Consider the following 19,927-nt stretch of genomic DNA (forward strand, 5'->3'; position numbering starts at 1 on the left):
ATGGAAATGGATCTATATCGTCATTTCCTGAAGTGCAACGAAATGGATAAATCTTTTCTATGGACCTAGGTGGTCTGTGGGGACACAGACCACGGGGATTAGTCGAAATGACGATCTTATCTATAATTTCCAGTCTGGCCTTTCGAAGTGGCAGGTATAACCGTAAGGGTTTTTCTGTAAATAGTCCTGGTGTTCTTCTTCAGCATTCCAGAAATCTGTTTCTGGTACTACCTCTGTTACAATTTTGCCGGGCCATTTGCCAGACGCATCTAACTCGGTAATTAATGCATTTGCAGTGTTTTTCTGTGCTTCACTATTATAGAAAATAGCTGAGCGGTACGAGGTGCCCACATCATTGCCCTGTCTGTTGCGCGTGCTTGGATCGTGGATCTGGAAGAAATATTCCAATAATTTACGGTAGGTTAAAACAGCTGGATCAAAGGTAACTTCAATGGCTTCGGCATGTGTGCCATGGTTCCGGTAGGTGGCATTTGGAACATCACCACCGGTATAACCTACCACGGTAGAGGTAACACCCGGGTAATGACGGAGCAGTTCTTCTACTCCCCAAAAGCAGCCGCCTGCAAGAATGGCTTTTTCAGTATTCATATATCTTCCTTTTTTTTGATTAATAAAGATACAACGAAGATGTGTAAAGGGAAAGTAAAGAAGGGTAGTTGTATGGTTTAGTCGGTGAGACACCAACCGATAGGATAAGCCGCTTTTGTCATCCTGAGCGTAGTCGAAGGATCATTCTACTTCATTCGTTCAGACTGACAAATTGGGGCGGCTGCAAGCTTATGTTTTGGAGCGCAAGGCTTCTGTAAGACACTAAATTTCTTCCTGTTTTACGCTTATACGCTTCAACCGGGGCTAATAGGTTAAGACAGTTTTTCATTTGCGAGGTTGCAAAGGGCGCCAACCTTTGTTTATAAACCCGATTGTAATGGAAAGCACGTAGCGAGGAACGAACACGGACTTGTAATGAAAAGCGGGGCTACCAGCGGCCAAGAACCACAAGCCCTCCATTTCCTAATTCTGAATATACAATTTCGGTCGGTGAGAAATCGTCATTCTCGCGCAGGCGGGAACCACGCAGTGCTCAGCGGAGCTAATCTTGAAGCCTAATGCATTAAGATTCCCAATCAAGTTGGGAATGACGACGCGATTAATGAATATCTTATGGAGAACTATTGCTTGCTCCAGCTAAAATCCATAAAACTTACATTGTTTTTGCGCGAAGAACTTACGGCGATCCCTTTATCAGCCTGACCTGTAAAGGTAAACCCTTCCAGTTCATCCGGTTTTTCGGTGTCTATAACTTTGATAACAGATTCCTGACCACTGGCAAGCGATTTTTCCAGATCAAGAAAGGTCAGTCTCCATTTACGTCCTTCCACCTGGTTTTGGATTAAAACGAGTATACCTTTAGCCGCAATATAATGTAAGTTCTGTACCCATGGTGAGCAGGTGAATTTTTTAAAGAGAATTCCCTTTTCACTTGTTTTATCGGCTTTTGATAGGGTTTCGGGATTGTATAACCGTACTTCATTGGCTTTATTGCCATAATCGGCCGTTGCTACGAACCATTTCCCTTTATAATTTACATATTCTGGTCGCGTACCCTGGATACAGGCATCATCTTCAATAGATTTTACCAAATTTTCGTCCAATGTTTTCGTCTTTAAAAACCCTTCCCAGTTGATGCAATTAATTACCGCTTTCCAAATGGTGCCTGCTGCATTTTGCTTTACCGAATTACCCACAAAAGTTGGTAAGCCTTTGTGGTAAGCAATGCCTGTAGGGTGTTTAATGATATTTTCACCTTTAACGGTAAACTTGTATTCCTTATGCTGATAAATCAATGAGTCTTTCTGGAGCTGATATTCGCGCATGATGCCCACTTCTCTATCGCCGTAAAGGAAATACCTTCCGTTTTGGTAAGAAATACCCTGACAGGCACCCAATGAATCAATTGTGGTTGTTTTTGTAATCTCTCCATCGGTTTTATTGTATCTGGACACAAAAAACATCACGATCAGTACTAAAATTGGGTTTAATGTTTTCATCAACTAAGGATCTAAAGGTTCATCGAAATCAATCTGTAAAGAAGCTGTATTTAAGTAAAATTCTGATTCGGTATCACTTAAACGTTTTCCGTTTTTATAAGGATAATAGCCGAGTTCTTTTTTGCAACGCTCAGGGAGCAGATTGGTGATATTATAGCTCTGCGATTTTACGGTACAGGCTAAACCAGGTTTATCTACTGGCATTCCGTACCTAAACATCAGCCTTGCGCAGTTGCGCAGGTTGGTGGTGGTATGGCGGGCATGTGGCTCCATAATAATGGTGCTTTCGGGTATCTGAAGTACTTCCATCAGGAATTTCTTCATTTCGTAGGCTTCGCTGAATTTGGTTTTGTAGGGGTGTACACGTCCGCCCGAAACCACGATAAATGGCGCCATGCCTTTCTGATATTGCAAAGCCGCTAACCTGCAACGGATCATTCCGCCGGGGCTAAGTGCAACATCTTTTTCTTCCGGGCCAGCACCCGGAACCAGGATTACGCTGTAAGGATATTTTTTCCAGTCTGTTTTTTTGATCTGGTTAACCGCGGCAAGGTTTACGCCTTTGGCCATCGGCTCGTAATCGGCGGCCTCATTGCGTTCGTTCAGTTCTAAAGCCTCCAGGGCAAATAACATAGCGGGTTCGAAAAAGAGCTTATTATTGCCCTGCAGGGCTAATAATGCACTTGCTGAAGTAAGTTCTGCAAACGTTTTATCCTTTAAGTTAAAACTGATCGAATCTATTTTGGGGTAGTTGGGCTTGTTTCCTTCTACGTATACACCAATTGCATAATTTATGGCACTGGCATCTTGTTCCCATGCTTTTACTAAAAGGGTTTTGCGTTGTTCTTTGGCAAACATGGCATAACAACCTGATGGGATAAGATGATTTTTTACCAAATTTCCCAATGGATTATTTTCTGCATAAAGCAATGCTAAACGGTTTCCAATACGGGCTATTTCCTCATTGTTGAATTTTAAAGCTTTTGCGTAACAGCTAATATCTGTTTTACAGGTTTTAACGGCTTCATTTACCTGTGTGGTTTTTGATTTATAGATATTGCTGAATGCCGTATCTGTACTCAGCATTTTGCGCAGTTCTGGCAATTGCTCAAAAAGTGTAAGCAGGTAATAATTTTTGTATTGTACTTCGTTCCTGGTCTTAATTAACTGATAAGACTGGCTTGTTAAATCTTGTGCAGATAAGCCCTGCCAAAAAAGGCAGAACACAAAGAAGGTATAAAGGGGTTTCATCAAAGTTTTGGAAGCAAATTTAAAGATTGGTCATTAAAGGAACATTAACAAGATGTTATGCTTTGATGGTTATTAAAACGATTTATTATATATCTAATGTTGCTTAATATTAATTTAAAGTGCCAGTTCTAATTGGTGTATAGAGTTAACATAATAGATACATCGTGTTAAAAGTACACCGTTACTTTTGCCGCTGTAGAACGCTCAAAAATTACTTGTTAACCTTAAAGGATAAGCCTATGTAAATGTGAAATCTACACTTCTACTAAAAAAACAAATCCCAATTATATTTCAAAACCATTACTAAGAACAAAAAGATGACATCATTTTTTTTAACCGCAAGTATAAAAAGTGCTTGCCGGAAATTGCTTTTGCCGTTAGGCTTACTGGCCATCTGTAATTCCAGTGCAACAGCGATTAATCATGAAGTAACTGCTTCGGGCTTTAATTATAGCGCATTTGCCACGGTAAGCGGAACAGTTACCGATCAAAATAACCAACCCTTACCAGGAGTAAGTGTTTTCGAAAAGAAAACAAAAAAAACAACTGTTACCGATTCCAATGGTAAATATTCAATTAATGTAGAAGAAGGTGCAATTTTAGTATTTTCTTATATCGGTTACGATAATCAGGAAGTTGCGGTAAACGGCCGCCAAAATATTAATGTTACTTTAAAAGAAAGTAGCAATACACTAAATGAGGTTGTGGCTATTGGTTACCAGAAAATCAGAAAATCGGATGTAACTGGTGCTATCAGCAGTGTTAAAGCCAGCGAAATGAATTTAACTTCTCCTACTGTTGGCCAGGCATTGGTTGGTAAGGTTGCCGGTGTGCAGGTATCGCAAACCAGTGGTGCGCCATATTCGGGCACCAAAATCAGGGTGAGGGGCATCGGGTCCATTAACGCCAGTTCAGATCCCTTATATGTAATTGATGGTTATCCGGCAGGAAACAACGTATCCATCAATCCGGAGGATATCGAAACCATCGATATTTTGAAAGATGCGGCTTCTGCCGCCATTTATGGCTCAAGGGCATCGGGTGGGGTCGTGTTAATCACTACCAAAAGAGGTACCGATGGAAAAGGAAAGTTTGAATATGATGTTCAGGGCGGTATTTCTCAGTTGGCTAAAAAAGTAAAATTATTGGATGCCAACCAGTTTATACAGCTTTTAATCGACGGACGTAACAATGCCTATAAAGATTTGTGGGTAAACTCGGGCAAAACCTGGAACGATGCGATGTTCAGTGATAATAATACTACCCGTATTGCCAATGTGGGCAATGGAAGTAGTGTAAGCATTCCGGCCGATCTCTATAATTTCAGCACACAACAGGCTATCCCTGCAGCTTATAATACTGATTGGCAGGATGAACTCTATCGCAATGCAGCTTTTCAACGCCATAATCTTTCATTTTCTGGCGGTACCAAAGATGTAAAATACTTTTTAAGCGGTGGTTACCAGAACAACGATGGTATTGTAACCAACACCAACCAAAAAGTAATCAACTTTAGGGGGAATATTGATGGCAAGGTGAGCGAGCGGTTACGTGTAGGCGCAAACATTGCTTACACAAAAAATGATAACAGAGAGGTACAGGAGGGCCGGTATAACTTGAGTCCGATGATGTCGGCTCTGATTTATCTACCTTATCTGCCAGCAAGAGATGTAAACGGGAACCCTATCCAATTTGGAATGGGTGCACTGTCTTCTCAATACGGTATCCAGAACCCCGAAAATCCTTTGGCTACGGTTGAGCAGTTAAAGATTACCAGAAAGAGCAATAGAAGTAGTTATAATGCCAATGCTACTTATAAAATTTTAGAGGGGCTTAATTTTAAGGCTAACTTAGGAACACAAACCTACAACGAGAAATACGATTATTATTTGCCTACGAGCTTAAGTAGTGGCAATACCCCACCTTACTCTCCCGAATCGATCAGGGCCGCAAATGCCATAGCACAAACCCTGAGCCAGGTAGATCAGCTGGCAGAGTTTACATTAAACTACAATAAAACCTTTGGCAAACATAGTTTAGATGTTTTAGGCGGTTATTCTGCACAGAAAACATCAAGCGATCAGATCAGGGTAGCGGCAAGCGGATTTCAAAATGATTACATTGGTGAAATTACAGATAAAGGAGCTGATGCCGGTTTTTTTACACTAGACCGTAACAGAACAGGTAAAACAGTTACTACTTTACTTTCTTACTTTGGCCGTTTTAGTTATAATTATGCGGGCAAATACTTTTTAACCGGTTCCTTCCGTCGCGATGGTTCTTCGAGGTTTGGTCCGTTAAATAAGTATGGTATCTTCCCTTCAATAGCTGCAGGCTGGAATTTATCTGACGAAAGTTTTTACAATAACTTTTTGGGCGAACAATCGAGGATTAAACTAAGGGCCAGCTGGGGTTTGAGCGGAAACAACAATATCCCGGATTACCGTACACAGCAAGAGTTAAACGCACCAGGTGGCGCAGTTTTCGGAAGTGCGATTTCTACCGCCATTTGGCCAAGCAGTATTCAGGATGGAAGATTAGGATGGGAATCTACTTCTCAGTTCAACTTTGGTACCGATATCAGTCTGTTCAAAAACCGTGTATCGATCATGGCGAATTATTATTTAAGTTACTCTTTCAACTTATTGTTTAACAAACCGCTTTCGGCAATTGCCAGCAGTTCAACAATTTTAACCAATCTTACCGATAGTAAGGTGCGTAATAAGGGTTTCGATCTGCAGATTGATGGCAAAATTATCCAAAATGAAGACTTTACTTTGGGTTTAAGCGGAAACATCGCAGCAAACCGGAACAAGGTTTTAGACCTGGGTGGTAACAGTACAATATTTACTGCCGGTGCAGAGCGTTCGTACATTACACATGTTACACAAGAGGGGCAGCCAATTGGTATGTTTTATGGATTTAAGGTTTTGGGTAGAATTACGGCCGATAATTTAGGCAAGGTAGCGCCATCAGCTGCTTCTACCAACCCGGCAAAAATCGGCGATTTATATTTTCAGGATACCGATGGTAACGGTATTGTAAACGATGCAGATAAAACCGTAATTGGCACACCATATGCAAAATTCACCTATGGTTTCGCCTTAAACACTTCTTACAAAACGTTCGATTTAAGGGCATCATTTAATGGATCGTACGGAAACCAGGTTTTGGATGGACAGGATTATTACCTGTATAACTTTGAAGGTTCTGGAAACCAGTATGTTGATGTTGCCGATCGTTACAGAAATGAGGCCAATCCAGGCAGTGGTTTAAATTACCGCGCATCGCGTGCGGGCACGCAAAGTAACAGCACCCGTTTATCGTCTTTCTATATTCAGGATGGATCTTACTTCAGGTGTACCAATATTACTTTAGGTTACAGTTTTCCAAAACAACTGGCCAATACGCTTAAGGTGAGCAATATCCGTGTTTACGCCAGTGTAGATAATGCTTTTACCATTACCGATTATAAAGGTTATAACCCTGAGGTAGATTATAGTGCGGGCAATAATCTTGCTCCTGGTGTAGATTATGGAAACTATCCATTGGCAAGAACCTATAACCTTGGTATCAAATTGACTTTTTAGAACTAAAGAAATGAAAAAACATATTTATAAAGTATTGGCCCTAAGTGCAATTTTAAGTTTGGGTGCCTGTAAAAAAGATTTTCTAAATCAAAGTAACCCCAATGCCATTGCTGTAGAAAACTATTTTAAAACAGAAAATGATGTATTGCTGGCTGTTAATGGTGTTTATCAATCGCTTAGAAGCAGCAATACCCTGGGCGAGAACAGCGGTCTGTTTACCGATGAGCGCTCGGACGATGCGGGTAGGAATGATAACCAGAGTAATGCCGGCGAGCCTTTCCAGTTCAATGATTTTTCGCTCCTGCCAAGCAATTCTTATTTAAGGAGCCATTGGCTGGCACTTTATGAGGCCATTGGCAGAACCAATGTTGTGCTGACAAACATTGATAAAGTATCTTTTGCTAATGCGGCCACCAAAGAAAATTATAAGGCAGAAGCCAAGTTTATCAGAGCGATTATGTATTTCGAACTGGTGAGAAAATGGGGACCGGTACCAGTAGTAACCAAACAGCTTAGCACAGCCGATGAAGTAAAAGAGAACACTTTTCGTGTACCGGAAGCGGATGTATACAACCAGATTGTAACCGATTTAAAAGATGCCCTTAACAGCACATTGCCGAACTTCCAAACAGGAGCAAACATCGGTAGAACTTCGAAAGCTGCAATTAATGCTTATTTGGGCAAGGTTTACTTAACTATGGCAGCAACGTTACCGGCAAATAAAGCCGAAAACCTAACTAATGCCAATACTTACCTATTGGCAGCTTACAACATGAAAACTTTTGGAAATCTTTCAGAGATTCCATATACAGATGTTTTTGACGTGGCGAAAAAAGCAACCTGTAAAGAACTGATCTTCCAGATTTCAAATAAGCAGGGCGATATTAGTTTTAGTTCGAGCATTGCGGCAAACAACCAGGCCAAAGGCGAAACCATCAACTCGCTTAAACCTTCTACCGGTATTGGCGGCAATGTAAAACTTGATCTGATTAATGAATACGAAACAAGCGATTTAAGAAAAGATTTCTCCGTTAAATTTGCCAATGATCCGATTGTAAAAGACTGGTTTATCACTAAATTCCGCGATGCGAGCCAATTGGCAACCAATGCGGGTTATGGAGGCAACGACTGGATTTTGATGCGTTATGCTGATGTAATATTAATGCTTGCAGAAGTAAATATGCTGCAGGGCAACGATGCGGTGGCCATTCAATATTTAGATATGGTTAGGGCAAGGGCTGCTATGCCATTATACGCTGTAGCTAAAACGGACGCCAATTATGCGGCTAAATTTCCGACTTTAAAGCTTGCCATTTTACATGAGCGTAGGGTAGAGTTTGCTTTCGAACACCAAAGATGGTTCGATTTAATCAGGAATTTTACTGCTGCGGAGTTAGTTACTTATTTAAAGGCTAAACCACAGTCATCGTATGGGATTGCTAAGCTGGCTAACGTAACCTTAAAAGACAGGTATTATCCTATTCCTTTTGATGAAGTGAAATTAGATCCGGTTAAAATGTACCAGAATCCGGGTTACTAAACGGTTGGAAATATATAAGCAAAGCGGGCTGATCATCGATCGGCCCGCTTTTTTAGTTTGGAGTTTTAGGCGTGCGGATGATAGTTTTATGCGTGTGGGTGATGATTTTGATCATGCGGTCGTCATGAGTCGTCATTGCGAGGAGGAACGACGAAGCAATCTTTCATATTAGTGATCCTTGCTAGAAAGATTGCTTCGTCGGCTGAAAAAGCCTTCTCGCAATGACGGTTCATCGCAATAAATTAACCTTCAAAGTGGTACTTTTTAACACAAACTCCAATATAGCTTTTTTAAAATCTGCGGAAATCTGCTGATCTGCGGGAACCCTCTTTATTTATTCCCATGGATTCAGTTTTTAGTTGGCAATTCGCAATTTCCAGTTAACTGTAAACTATTAACTGAGAACTGAAAACCGTGAACTGAAAACTGTTCTGCTAAATAATATTCCGTGTAATTTTTCCTTTGATAATATAAAGTGCCTGGATGTTTTTCTTGCGGATTACGGTATCACCCTTAAAATTTGGGTTTGAAGAACGGAGGATTAGTTTGGTATTATCGGCGTGCTGAAAAATTAGTTTTATGGTACGTAAACTGTTACTATCTTCATCCGTCATCACCACATAAGCTTCGCCCCACTGTAGAATTTCGTAATTGGTAATTTCTTTTATGGCAATAATTTCGCCTGCGGCATATTTGGGGTACATGCTATCGCCATAAACGGGTAAATAGGCCGTACAATCGTTAAAAGGGAGGTAATTTACCAGGTATTCTGCCCGTTGTTCTTCTACCAGGAGATCTTTAGCATCCGATAGACTCATATCGAAATAGGGAACGCCCTCTTTGCTTTCGTTAACGCCTGGCTTCTTTTTAAAAAAGGGTTCGCCCGTTCCGTTTTCAAGCCATGTTAAATTTACGTCGAATTTAAGTTCGAGTTTATCTTTAATCGCATTTGATACTTTGATCCTTTCTCTTAAAATATCCGAAAGAGAGCCTTGTTGGATATTCAACGCCATAGCAAAATCTTTTTGGGTCTTAAATTTCAACAAATCCATTAGGTTTCTTAAGCGTTGGTTTTCATTCATAGCGTAAATATGTTGGTAAGTTTTATGTATTATTTATAGTTTAACTTATTTCATTTTGCTAAATTCGTTAGCTAATATAATCATTTAAAACTATACGCTATGGAAGGGAACGCAAATTTTAAAAAAGAAACTATGGCATTTATTGATGCAATTGAAAGCTTTTTTTTATCAGATGGTGTAGGTCATCATTTAAATTTTTTAAAAAACTGGTTAAACCCACCTCAAAACGAATTCGATTATTCGCCGCAAAAGCACCCGGCAAAATTATTGGGCTTTTATGAAAAACTGGTGCCGCTGTTCGATTATTCAGATTTAATTTTTAACCGGATTGAAACTGATACGGCCTTTGTAAAAGCGATTGAGCTTGATGAATGTAATCTGGAACGCGAATCGGTTGTGCTTGATTATTGCCCGAGGTTGTTGAGCAAAGGCGAAATGAAAAATCCGAAATTTACTTTTTTAGATATTTTTATCTTCTTTGAATCGGATAGCTATAAGATGGTTTACAGGGAATGGTTACTGGCCGGATTGGAAAATAAGCTCGATCTGGATTGGGATCAGTATGTTGCTGCGTTTTACGAGAATACCATGAAAATGCTGGAGGCCTGTTGGCTCATCCACGAAAGGCTCATCACTAAAAATAGTTTTAAAAGCATCGATCGCTATTACCATATGGCCATGTTCGAAAGCACATCGCCTCTGGCTTTCGATCAGGAATTATTTGATGATCCATTTAAGGCAATTGAATTTTTCTTTAGTTTGGATAACCTTGCAGGGCATAAAACATACCTGAAAAATTGGTATAAAATCGCCTTATCAGAAACGCACCGTTTAAGTGATGTTGCCGATTATTTTTTCCTTTATAACCAGTTTACGAAATTGCTTAATGCCGGTTATTTAATTGCAACCAAAAAACTGATTTATCAGGAAGCCTTGCCTGAAGGCTTAATTACAACAGATCGCTTTATTACAAATGATGTGTATAACAAAGGCCTTTGCGAAGTAAATACTTTACCCGCCGAACACATCGAAAATCCTTATCGCTTTGTAGCGTCTTTTTTTGTTCCTGAAAAAATTAAACAACTGCGCTTAGGCCTTTTAGAGTGGTTGTATGCTGCATTTAGTACCGGGAGCAGCATTAAACTGATGGATAAAGAATTTTTATTTGAGCAGTACGAAGCCATGCTGATGATTATGGAAGCCTTCTTTCTGATGATCGGTAACCCTTCATTAAGTGATGATATGAAAGATGAAAGGCGGCATTATGCGGAATAAATGCTTAAACCTTAGCCATAGGGCCATAAAAGAAGAAACCGTAATGCGCTTATTGAAGCGTATTACAGCTGCGGTACCCATTCAATATATTTATCTCCATAATAATTTTTTTGCCGGTAAAGCGGTGCAAGAAATGCTGATTATGGTTTCGTTTAAACATGTGCGTATTTTAAACGAATTAACGCCGGTATTAAATATCGTATTTAATGGGCAAACGGAATTCAGTTATCGGGTTTTCCATGTGCACGAAGTTGAGCGGGCCTTGCTAGCCGGCAGTTTGTTTTTTTACTATGCCACGGCAGCTCAAAATTGCTTATTTAGTAAATCTGGAAGTTTTCTTGCATGTGGGGCACCTGAGTTCGTTGCAGATCAGATTAGCAGCACGTACCGACGTGAAACTACTAAGGCCAAAAAATTTTTATCGGGCGCAAAGTTCTATTTTAAACAGCGGAATTTAGAGCATTGTACTTTTATGCTGCACCAGGTTTTCGATTTAATGTACCGGGCCATTGAAATTTTAGTAATGGGAAAGGATAAAAAAACGCACCGGATCAATGCCCATCAATTGTATATTAAGCCTTATGTAAAACCGCTTTCTGAGCTGTTTAATGATAATGAAGAAGAGCTTTGCCTGTTGCATTTGCTTGATGAGGCTTATCTGGCTGTTCGCTATGAAAACGATTATACGATCAGTAAGCCGGATGTGGTACGCTTGTTTGAAAAAATAGGTTTATTGTACCATTTTGCAGAACAGGTTTATCAGGATGTGATGAATAATCATTTCGACCAGCAGGTTACCGAAATGTTTTTAAACCCGAAGCTGGGGCTCTCCATAACCAGCCATCTGTAGTTCAAAGCGCTTTCCTCCGAAGGAGTTCCTTTGGAACACTCTGCGGTACTTCGGTTGAGATAACGATACTTTTTATTGGAGCCTATCAATGGTAGAGATCATTTTTTAGCCAAAAACAAAGGAGTTGGATGACAGGTTTTGGCGGTTCGTCATTCCCAACTTGATAGCTATCGGGTTGATTGGGAATCGTAATGCAAGCGCTTTAAGATTAGCTTCGTGGTTCCCGCCTGCGCCTATCGTGTGGACACAATTAATTATAATATTTTCTGCCGCTCTATGCCGCGGGGGGATGGTAGTTTTTCGCAGATCATTTTATTCTTATTTGTGCTCAAGAATGCTGGCGCATTTTGGAGCGCCAATTACCCAAAGCGCTTCGTCAATCCAGCAATGAGCCTTTTGCACCATCCCTTGCGCATCAAAAAACAGTGGCACTTCGTTTAATCAGTTTTGTTTGTGTTTTCTTTGGTCTGATTGAGCCCTTCGGGGTTTGTGTTCAATAATTTTTTCAAATTAAATCATCTTTTGAACACAAAACCACTGCGTTTCAGGTTTGTTAGTACCAATTTACCTGAGCTGCAACTGTTTTTTGATTTCCCTGGCTCTTGGGGTTGACAGCGTCCTTGGTTAAAATCCGTGCTTTATTAAAGTTGGTTAGCAAAATGCCTAAACTATTCTTAAAAAAGATTTGTCCACATGATAGGCCTGCGCGGGAAAGACGACTACTCTATTGGAGTCTGTGATTAATAGAGATTAATTTATGGGATGAATCAATATAATAACGTTTTTAAATGCTTCGCAAAGCGTTTACAGGTTAATCATTACTCATGAACTCACTCGGGGTTTTGCCGAAATGTTTTTTAAACTCTGAACTAAAATATTTCCGATCATTAAAACCTACTGAATAAGCAATTTCGGCAATATTGCCTGAACCTTGCTTAAGTAATTGGGCTGCTCTTTTTATCCGCAACGATTTAATAAAATCGTTCACCGAAAGGTCGGTCAGTGCCCTTATTTTTTTGTAGAGTACAGGTTGGCTCATGCCAATTTCTGAAGACAGGCTAGGTACATCAAAATCGGGATCGGCAATCCGGTCTTCGATAATCTGGATAATTTTATTCAAAAAGTTTTGCTCGGTAGTGTTAATTACCATGTTTTTAGGCTCGAGTACAATTACCTGTGCAAACTTTTGTTTAATGGTTTCCCTGGCATTTAACAGGTTCTGAATGTTCAGCTCCAATATTTTTAGGTTAAATGGCTTCATGATGTAGGCATCGGCACCATTTTCGAAACCATTTACCTGGTGCACGTAAGCCGATCTTGCCGTTAATAAAACGACAGGGATATGGCTGGTTCGTTCATCGGTTTTAAGTTTTCGGCATAACTCCAGGCCATCCATTACAGGCATCATTACGTCACTGATAATTAAATCAGGAATCAGCTCTAAAGCACAATCTAACCCGGTAGCTCCATTTTCGCGTTCATAAATCTGGTATGAAGGGCTTAAAGCCTGTTTAATAAAGGTTCTTACATCTTCATTATCTTCTACGAGTAAAATGCTATTTTTTCTCTTTTTCTCTAGCCCATCCGGCATTAGCTCCTCTCCCTTAAACGCTTCGGTTACCTGCGTTGTACTAAGGTTATAATTTAAAGCGTCGTCGTAATAAACATAATCAGGGATAAAATCGGATGGATTAAAATGTGCTTTCCCTGTTTTTAAACTTACGGTGAAAGCCGTATTGCCAAAAGCATTATCATTTTTAGGTGTGCTTTCGAAACTGATCTGGCCATGATGCAGTTCTACAATGCTTTTAGAGAACGATAAGCCCAAACCTGTACCAATGGTTGTAGTGGCATTGGCCTGATAGAAATTAGTGAATAAACTGGCCTGATTCTCTAAAGGGATGCCCTTGCCGTTATCACAGATCTTTATGTTAACCAATTGTTTTTCTGTTTCTATTTTCAGGCTAATTTTTCCGTTTACAGGTGTAAACTTAAAGGCATTAGAAAGCAGGTTGAACAGTACTTTTTCCATTTGAACTTTATCAAAATAAAGCTCAATTTCTGCCTGTGCGGTTTCAAACTGATAATCGATGTTTTTAGCAATGGCCATGTTCTGAAAAGCAAGAAATATTTCCCTGCAGAATTTTACCACATCGCCAGGACTTACATGTAATGCCATTTTTCCGCTTTCTGCCTTTCTAAAGTCGAGCAGTTCGGTAACCAGGTTCATTAAACGGTCGGCATTATTTTTTATAGGCTGCAGATCCCGGTTAAGGGCAGGGTCGTCCTTGGCGTTTTCAATCAATTTATCTAAGGGGCCCAGAATGAGGGTTAATGGTGTACGTATTTCGTGAGAAATATTGGTAAAGAACTCGAGCTTATGCTCGTTAATCTCTTTTTCTTTTTTTAGTACAGCTTTTATTAATAAATAGCGGATAAATACAATGGAAATGGCTGCAAAAGCGCAAAAGTAAAACAGGTAGGCCCACCAGGTTCTATAAAATGGCGGATTTACCGTAATATCAATTTTACGGATATTTGCACTCGGAATGCCATCATTATTAACCCCTCTAACCATAAAAGTGTAATTGCCCGGAGGAAGATTGGTATAAGCAGCTGTTGGGACATCTACATCGTTCCAGTTTTTCTCGAAGCCGTCTAATTTATAGGAATAGCGGTTTTTTTCAGGTTTAATAAAGTTCAGTAAGGCAAAACTTAAAGTAAATGTATTTTGATGGTTAGAAAAAAAGAGCTTATCCTTTAAGCCGATATTTTGATCCAGCAGGCCGTCATCAGCATTAATTTTTACTGATTTGTTATCAACTTTTAAACCGGTTATTACCATGACTGCAGCCTTATTATTGGTTTGTATGCGGTTAGGGAAAAAGCTGATAAAGCCGTTATAACCACCAAAAAACATTTCGCCATTGCTGCTTTTAAAAAAGGCATTGGTATTAAATTCGTTTCCCGGCAAGCCATCGGCAATGGTATAGTTTTTAAAGGTTTTGTGCTTTCTGTTAAACATGCATAAGCCGTTGGCAGTACTTATCCATAGATTTCCATTGTCATCTTCTAAAAGGCCGAGCACATTATCGTTCGGTAAACCATTTTTTACCGTGTAGTAAATTACTTTGTTCTTTTTTTGATCGTACTGCACTAATCCTCTGTTGTTGGTGCAGATATAAACCTCTTTATTTTTTGTTTCTGCAATGCCGTTTACATAATAATCTAAAGGTTTTTTGGTTTTTGCATCGCATAAGGTGTAAAACTCTTTTTTATCAATGTTGTAAATGCTAAATCCGCTTGTGGTGCCGAAGTAAACGCGATCGGTTACCGTTAAAGCTTTAACGATCGGTAAATTCGAAAAAACTGAAGGTAGCTGAAAGTTGTAAAATCTGGTTTTTTCAGGATTGGAAATTTTGACGCCGTTACGCTGAGTGGATACATATAGGTGTGCATTTTTATCTTCGGCCACTGCAGTAATTTCATCGGGTACATCTTCCTGTTTCGCACTAAAGTCGAAATGCTTAAAAGTATGGTTCTTGCTGTCGTAAAGATTAAGTCCGCCAGAGTGCGTACCTATCCAGAGTCTACCGGTTTTATCGAGTATTATTTTTTTGATGAGGTTGGATTTAATCGAATTGCTGCGGCCATCATTTTTAAAAGCGGTGAATGTTTTTGTTAGCCTGTTGAAATAATTTAATCCGCCGCCTTCGGTTCCGATCCAGAGATTTTTATGTTCATCTTCGGCAAAGGCACTTACCACATTATTGTTAATGCTTGAGGTATTTTTATTTGTGCTGTAAATGTTAAATGCTGTGGTATACGGATAGTTGATGTTCACGCCGCCAAAATAAGTGCCCACCCAGATAGAGCCGTTCTGATCTTTATACAACCGATGTACCGAATTCTGCGACAAGCTTTTTTTGTTGTCGGGATCGTACTGTAAGTTAGTGCAGTTGAAATTTTGAGTGTCCATTACGCTAATCCCATCCAATGTACCTATCCACAATTTGCCTGCATCGTCTAAAACCATGGTGCGGATGGTATTGTTTACAAGCGAATGCTGTTGACTATCTGAATGTTTAAAATTTTTAAAGGTATTGGTGGAAGGGTTATACAGGTTTAAACCATTATCCTGCGTGCTGAGCCACAGTTTGTGCTGGCTATCTTCAATTATACCAGTGATATAATTTTCACTGATATCGCCAGCTTTACCCTCATTTTTAAAAACAGCCGTTTCGTAAGCGCCATTTTTAACAGTCATTTTTAATAAGCCACTGGATGTTCCAACCCAGATATTTCCTTCACGATCCTGCTTTATGGTTCTGATGTTATGGTATATTTTATCCTTAAAAAAAACCTTAATCTTTTTAAGGTTCCCGTTTACAATTAAGTTTAACCCGTTAAGTGTGCCAAGCCATACATTTCCATTTTTATCTTCGGTAATGCAGTTAACCATATTATTGCTAATGCCTTTAGGGCTGGCGGTAATGCGCTCAAAATTATCCGTTTTTTCATTATACTTATTTAAACCTGCATCGGTACCTACCCATAAATTTTGATGCGAATCTGATAAAAGACTTACGACATAATTATGCGATATGGAAAGGGAGTCGGCCGCTGAAAACTGGTACACTTTAATGTTATACCCATCGTAACGGTTTAAGCCATTTCGGGTACCGAACCACATAAATCCTTTTTTATCCTGGCAGATGGCCAGTACCGAAGTTTGTGATAAGCCCTTCTCTATACCAAGGTGGTCGAACAAAATTGGTTGTTGACATTTTCCCGATGTTACAAATCCTAAAAACAGGGCTGCACAGCACAAAAAATTCAGGAAAGCTTTAGGCATGAGATAATTGGTTATAATTGTTATTGGCAATCTAAATTATGGTTTAAAAGCATTTTTGCCAAATATTTAGAATATTACCCCTAAATGTTTAGAAAATTATACCCCTTCGAAATGGGCTATGCTATAAGTTTGTTCTGCGGGGAATGCTTTTTAAAGCTAAACCTAACAAACAGACCTAATAACCAATTTAACCAACAATTATGAGTAAACTCTACATTCCGGGGAGAACAGGCATGCCATTGCATGCATATCTTTTCCCTAAGCTTTTATTATTACTCACTTTCTTACTACTTAGCAATGTTATTGTTTTTGCCCAAAGTAAAACCATTATTGGTGTAGTTACGGATGAAAGTAAAGAAACAGTGCCCGGCGTATCGGTTAGCGTAAAGGGGAGTAAAACCACTACACAAACAGATGCTGATGGCCGGTTTAAAATTCAGGCGTTAGCAACAGATCAACTGGTGTTTAACTATGTGGGTTATGCTTCGCAAACCGTAACTGTAGGTACGCGTAGCACGGTTAACGTGGTGTTAAAATCTTCTATTACGGGTTTGAGTGATGTAGTGGTTGTGGGCTATGGCACTACCAAAAGGGCCGACCTTACGGGTGCTGTAGGTTCGGTGAATATGAAAGATCTGGAACAGGCTCCTGTCAAATCATTCGATCAGGCGCTGGCCGGCCGTGTGGCAGGGGTACAGGTCTCAACCAGTGATGGCCAGCCAGGTGCAACAGCAAACATTGTGATCCGCGGGGCTGGATCCATCTCACAAGACAACTCGCCATTGTACGTTATCGATGGCTTCCCTTCTGAAGATGCCAATGCAAACTCCATCAACCCATCTGATATTGAAAGCATAGATGTATTAAAAGATGCTTCGGCAACTGCCATTTATGGTGCGCGTGGATCTAACGGGGTAGTGCTCATTACCACCAAAAGGGGCAAGGCGGGCAAACCACAACTTAGTTATAATGCTTATTACGGTACGCAAAAATCGCCAGAAAAAATTCCGGTGATGAATGCCTTTGAGTTTGTGAAATATGTAAAAGAACTGAATCCTGTTTTTGCTGATTCTGTGTATTTAAAGAATGGCGTTACCGTAAATGATTACCAGAATGTATCGAGCCTGGATATGCAGGATTATATTTTTCAGAACGGGCAGAACCAAAACCATGATATTGCCTTAAGGGGCGGAAACGATAAAACAACCTACTCTATTTCCGGTAACTACAATAACCAGAAAGGAATTGTGAAATACAGTGGTTTTAAGCGTTACCAGGGGCGTTTTGTACTCGACCAAACCGTTACCGATAAATTAAAAGCAGGTGTAAACGTAAATTATGCCTATAGTGAAACTTTCGGGACACCAATTTCTGCCACCAATTTTTATGCCTCTTCGGTACTGTTGTATTCTGTTTGGGGCTATCGTCCTGCTGCGGCAATTTCTGGCAGAGACCAGAATACCGACCTGCTTGATTCGTTTTACGACCCTACAAATGAGCTGGCCAATAACCAGGATTATCGTGTAAACCCGTTAATCAGTTTAGAAAACCAGAAAACCATGTATAAAGCCACTACCATGGTGGCCAATGGTTATGCTGAATATGCTTTTACACCAAAACTAAGATTAAGGGTGGCTGCAGGGATTACCAATGCCAATACGGAAACTAATATTTTTAATAACTCCCTAACACAATCGGGCAGTAAATGGAACTCATCAGGTCCGAACGGAACTTATGCCACCAGTCCGGCTTTTAACTGGTTAAATGATAATACCCTAACTTATAAAAACACTTTCAATAAAGACCATAACTTAACTGTTTTGGCGGGTTATTCTGCACAGCGGAGCAAAAGTTCTTACCGCTCGATTTATGCCTCGCAAATTACCAATGAAAGTTTAGGTATTGATGCATTAGATTTGGTGCCGGCAGCCAATACGGTTGTAAACTCAAGAAGCTCGGTTTGGACACTACAATCTTTCCTGGGTAGGTTAAACTATGATTTTAAAGGCAAATATTTATTAACGGCCAGTTTCAGGGCAGATGGGTCGTCGAAATTTGCTCCGGGCAAGCGTTGGGGTTATTTTCCTTCGGCATCGGCCGGATGGCGCTTTAGTCAGGAATCTTTCTTAAAGGGTGCCACCTGGTTATCTGATGGTAAACTGCGTATCGGTTATGGCGAATCGGGAAACAACCGTGTTGGCGATTTTGCTTACCTGCCACAACTAAACTTAGGCAATACACAATACTGGTATTCATTTAATGGTAAACCCGTAGCCATTGGCTCGGTAATCACCGCATCAGGCAATTATGATCTGCAGTGGGAAACGAATACCCAAACCAATATCGGTTTGGACTTGAGCTTTTTTAAAAACCGCCTTGGGTTAACTGCCGATGTGTATAAAAGGGTGACCAACGATTTATTGCTGAATGCCCAATTGCCCTATGCAAGTGGCGTACAAAGCGGAACAGGCTTTAAAAATATAGGAAGTTTAGAAAACCGCGGTTTAGAGATTACCTTGAACAGCACCAATATCCAGACTAAAAATTTCCGTTGGACGAGTAATTTCAACATCAGCTTTAACAAGAATAAAATTCTGGAATTAACTGAAGGGCAAAACTCTTTACTTGCCGGTTCCGGAACTTTTTTTAATACCACTTATACCAGTTTATCGCCATACATATCTGTTAAAGGCCGTTCGGTCGGTGAAATGTACGGATTGATTTTCGATGGTGTTTACCAATACAGTGATTTTGATAAAATGCCAAATGGTTCATTTTTGCTTAAGCCAAATGTAACCACCAACGGTTCTACCAGAACATCTATACAGCCGGGTGATATTAAATACAAAGATTTAAATGGCGATTTGGTGGTAAACAATAACGATTATACCATCATCGGCAGGGGGTTGCCTATTCATACCGGTGGTTTTAGCAATAACTTTAGTTACAAAAACTGGGATCTGGGCATCTTCTTACAATGGTCGTACGGTAATAATATCATCAATGCCAATCGTTATGTTTTTGAAGGGGGTATCGTAACCAACCCGAACCTTAACCAGTATGCTTCGTTCCAAAACCGTTGGACACCAACCAACCAGAACAATGATCTGTTTAGGGCAGGCGGAATGGCCGCGGCGAATTACTCATCGAGAGTGGTAGAAGATGGATCATACCTGCGTTTGAAAACCGTTCAGCTGGGTTACAATTTCTCTGGTAAAATTCTTAAAAGCATCGGCATGTCGAAACTGCGCTTAAATGCGTCGGCTCAAAACCTGTTAACACTTACCGGTTATTCGGGACTGGATCCTGAAGCTTCATCAAGGCCAAGCAATCTTACCCCCGGGTTTGATTACGGAACCTACCCGCAATCTTTCACGGTAACCTTTGGTTTAAACGCAACATTTTAATCACCATT

The 19,927-nt window shown here is 40.1% G+C and carries 10 protein-coding genes; 5 read left to right on the plus strand and 5 right to left on the minus strand.

What is annotated here, in order from left to right; translation table 11 throughout:
• Window positions 1–120 precede the first annotated feature (120 nt).
• The 3 genes from msrA to AC1RJ8_RS14195 all read right to left on the minus strand — a co-directional run bounded on the left by msrA (window position 121) and on the right by AC1RJ8_RS14195 (window position 3,320).
• Window positions 121–609: a peptide-methionine (S)-S-oxide reductase MsrA gene (msrA, locus tag AC1RJ8_RS14185; RefSeq protein WP_492954382.1), complete on the minus strand. Its 489-nt coding sequence runs from the start codon at window positions 607–609 to the stop codon at window positions 121–123.
• A 581-nt stretch (window positions 610–1,190) separates the two neighbouring features.
• Window positions 1,191–2,069, minus strand: a complete 879-nt coding sequence (locus tag AC1RJ8_RS14190) for a hypothetical protein (protein WP_492954383.1) — start codon at window positions 2,067–2,069, stop codon at window positions 1,191–1,193.
• A 3-nt stretch (window positions 2,070–2,072) separates the two neighbouring features.
• Entirely contained in the window at window positions 2,073–3,320 is a 1,248-nt protein-coding gene (locus tag AC1RJ8_RS14195) for a YdcF family protein (protein ID WP_492954384.1), read from the minus strand.
• A gap of 317 nt (window positions 3,321–3,637) precedes the next feature.
• Between AC1RJ8_RS14195 and AC1RJ8_RS14200 the strand changes: the two genes are divergently transcribed.
• Entirely contained in the window at window positions 3,638–6,910 is a 3,273-nt protein-coding gene (locus AC1RJ8_RS14200) for a SusC/RagA family TonB-linked outer membrane protein (RefSeq protein ID WP_492954385.1), read from the plus strand.
• 10 nt (window positions 6,911–6,920) lie between these two features.
• Complete coding sequence (locus AC1RJ8_RS14205) at window positions 6,921–8,450, plus strand: RagB/SusD family nutrient uptake outer membrane protein (protein ID WP_492954386.1); 1,530 nt, start codon at window positions 6,921–6,923, stop codon at window positions 8,448–8,450.
• Window positions 8,451–8,884: 434 nt separating this feature from the next.
• Here AC1RJ8_RS14205 and AC1RJ8_RS14210 read toward each other — a convergent pair whose 3' ends face one another.
• Window positions 8,885–9,532: a LexA family transcriptional regulator gene (locus AC1RJ8_RS14210; RefSeq protein ID WP_493008051.1), complete on the minus strand. Its 648-nt coding sequence runs from the start codon at window positions 9,530–9,532 to the stop codon at window positions 8,885–8,887.
• A gap of 99 nt (window positions 9,533–9,631) precedes the next feature.
• On the opposite strand from AC1RJ8_RS14210, the gene AC1RJ8_RS14215 reads away from it, so the two are divergent.
• Together AC1RJ8_RS14215 and AC1RJ8_RS14220 are read left to right on the plus strand one after the other, a co-directional pair.
• Complete coding sequence (locus AC1RJ8_RS14215; RefSeq protein ID WP_492954388.1) at window positions 9,632–10,807, plus strand: hypothetical protein; 1,176 nt, start codon at window positions 9,632–9,634, stop codon at window positions 10,805–10,807.
• Entirely contained in the window at window positions 10,782–11,657 is an 876-nt protein-coding gene (locus AC1RJ8_RS14220) for a HEPN domain-containing protein (protein ID WP_492954389.1), read from the plus strand. Before AC1RJ8_RS14215 ends, AC1RJ8_RS14220 begins: the two co-directional genes overlap by 26 nt.
• 811 nt (window positions 11,658–12,468) lie before the next feature.
• Here the strand turns inward: AC1RJ8_RS14220 and AC1RJ8_RS14225 are convergent.
• Window positions 12,469–16,512 carry a hybrid sensor histidine kinase/response regulator transcription factor gene (locus AC1RJ8_RS14225; protein WP_492954390.1) on the minus strand — a complete coding sequence of 1,348 codons (4,044 nt, stop codon included), beginning with the start codon at window positions 16,510–16,512 and terminating at the stop codon, window positions 12,469–12,471.
• Between the two features lie 200 nt (window positions 16,513–16,712).
• On the opposite strand from AC1RJ8_RS14225, the gene AC1RJ8_RS14230 reads away from it, so the two are divergent.
• Entirely contained in the window at window positions 16,713–19,919 is a 3,207-nt protein-coding gene (locus AC1RJ8_RS14230) for a SusC/RagA family TonB-linked outer membrane protein (RefSeq protein ID WP_492954391.1), read from the plus strand.
• Window positions 19,920–19,927 lie beyond the last annotated feature (8 nt).

The organism is Pedobacter sp. GW822-FHT03F06 (genome assembly GCF_058801365.1).

Bases quoted from the DNA above. Each gene is read 5' to 3' on its own strand.
- AC1RJ8_RS14205 (WP_492954386.1), top strand. From the start codon at position 6,921: ATGAAAAAACATATTTATAAAGTATTGGCCCTAAGTGCAATTTTAAGT.
- AC1RJ8_RS14190 (WP_492954383.1), bottom strand. From the start codon at position 2,069: ATGAAAACATTAAACCCAATTTTAGTACTGATCGTGATGTTTTTTGTG.
- AC1RJ8_RS14195 (WP_492954384.1), bottom strand. From the start codon at position 3,320: ATGAAACCCCTTTATACCTTCTTTGTGTTCTGCCTTTTTTGGCAGGGC.
- AC1RJ8_RS14200 (WP_492954385.1), top strand. From the start codon at position 3,638: ATGACATCATTTTTTTTAACCGCAAGTATAAAAAGTGCTTGCCGGAAA.
- msrA (WP_492954382.1), bottom strand. From the start codon at position 609: ATGAATACTGAAAAAGCCATTCTTGCAGGCGGCTGCTTTTGGGGAGTA.
- AC1RJ8_RS14225 (WP_492954390.1), bottom strand. From the start codon at position 16,512: ATGCCTAAAGCTTTCCTGAATTTTTTGTGCTGTGCAGCCCTGTTTTTA.
- AC1RJ8_RS14215 (WP_492954388.1), top strand. From the start codon at position 9,632: ATGGAAGGGAACGCAAATTTTAAAAAAGAAACTATGGCATTTATTGAT.
- AC1RJ8_RS14220 (WP_492954389.1), top strand. From the start codon at position 10,782: ATGAAAGGCGGCATTATGCGGAATAAATGCTTAAACCTTAGCCATAGG.
- AC1RJ8_RS14230 (WP_492954391.1), top strand. From the start codon at position 16,713: ATGAGTAAACTCTACATTCCGGGGAGAACAGGCATGCCATTGCATGCA.
- AC1RJ8_RS14210 (WP_493008051.1), bottom strand. From the start codon at position 9,532: ATGAATGAAAACCAACGCTTAAGAAACCTAATGGATTTGTTGAAATTT.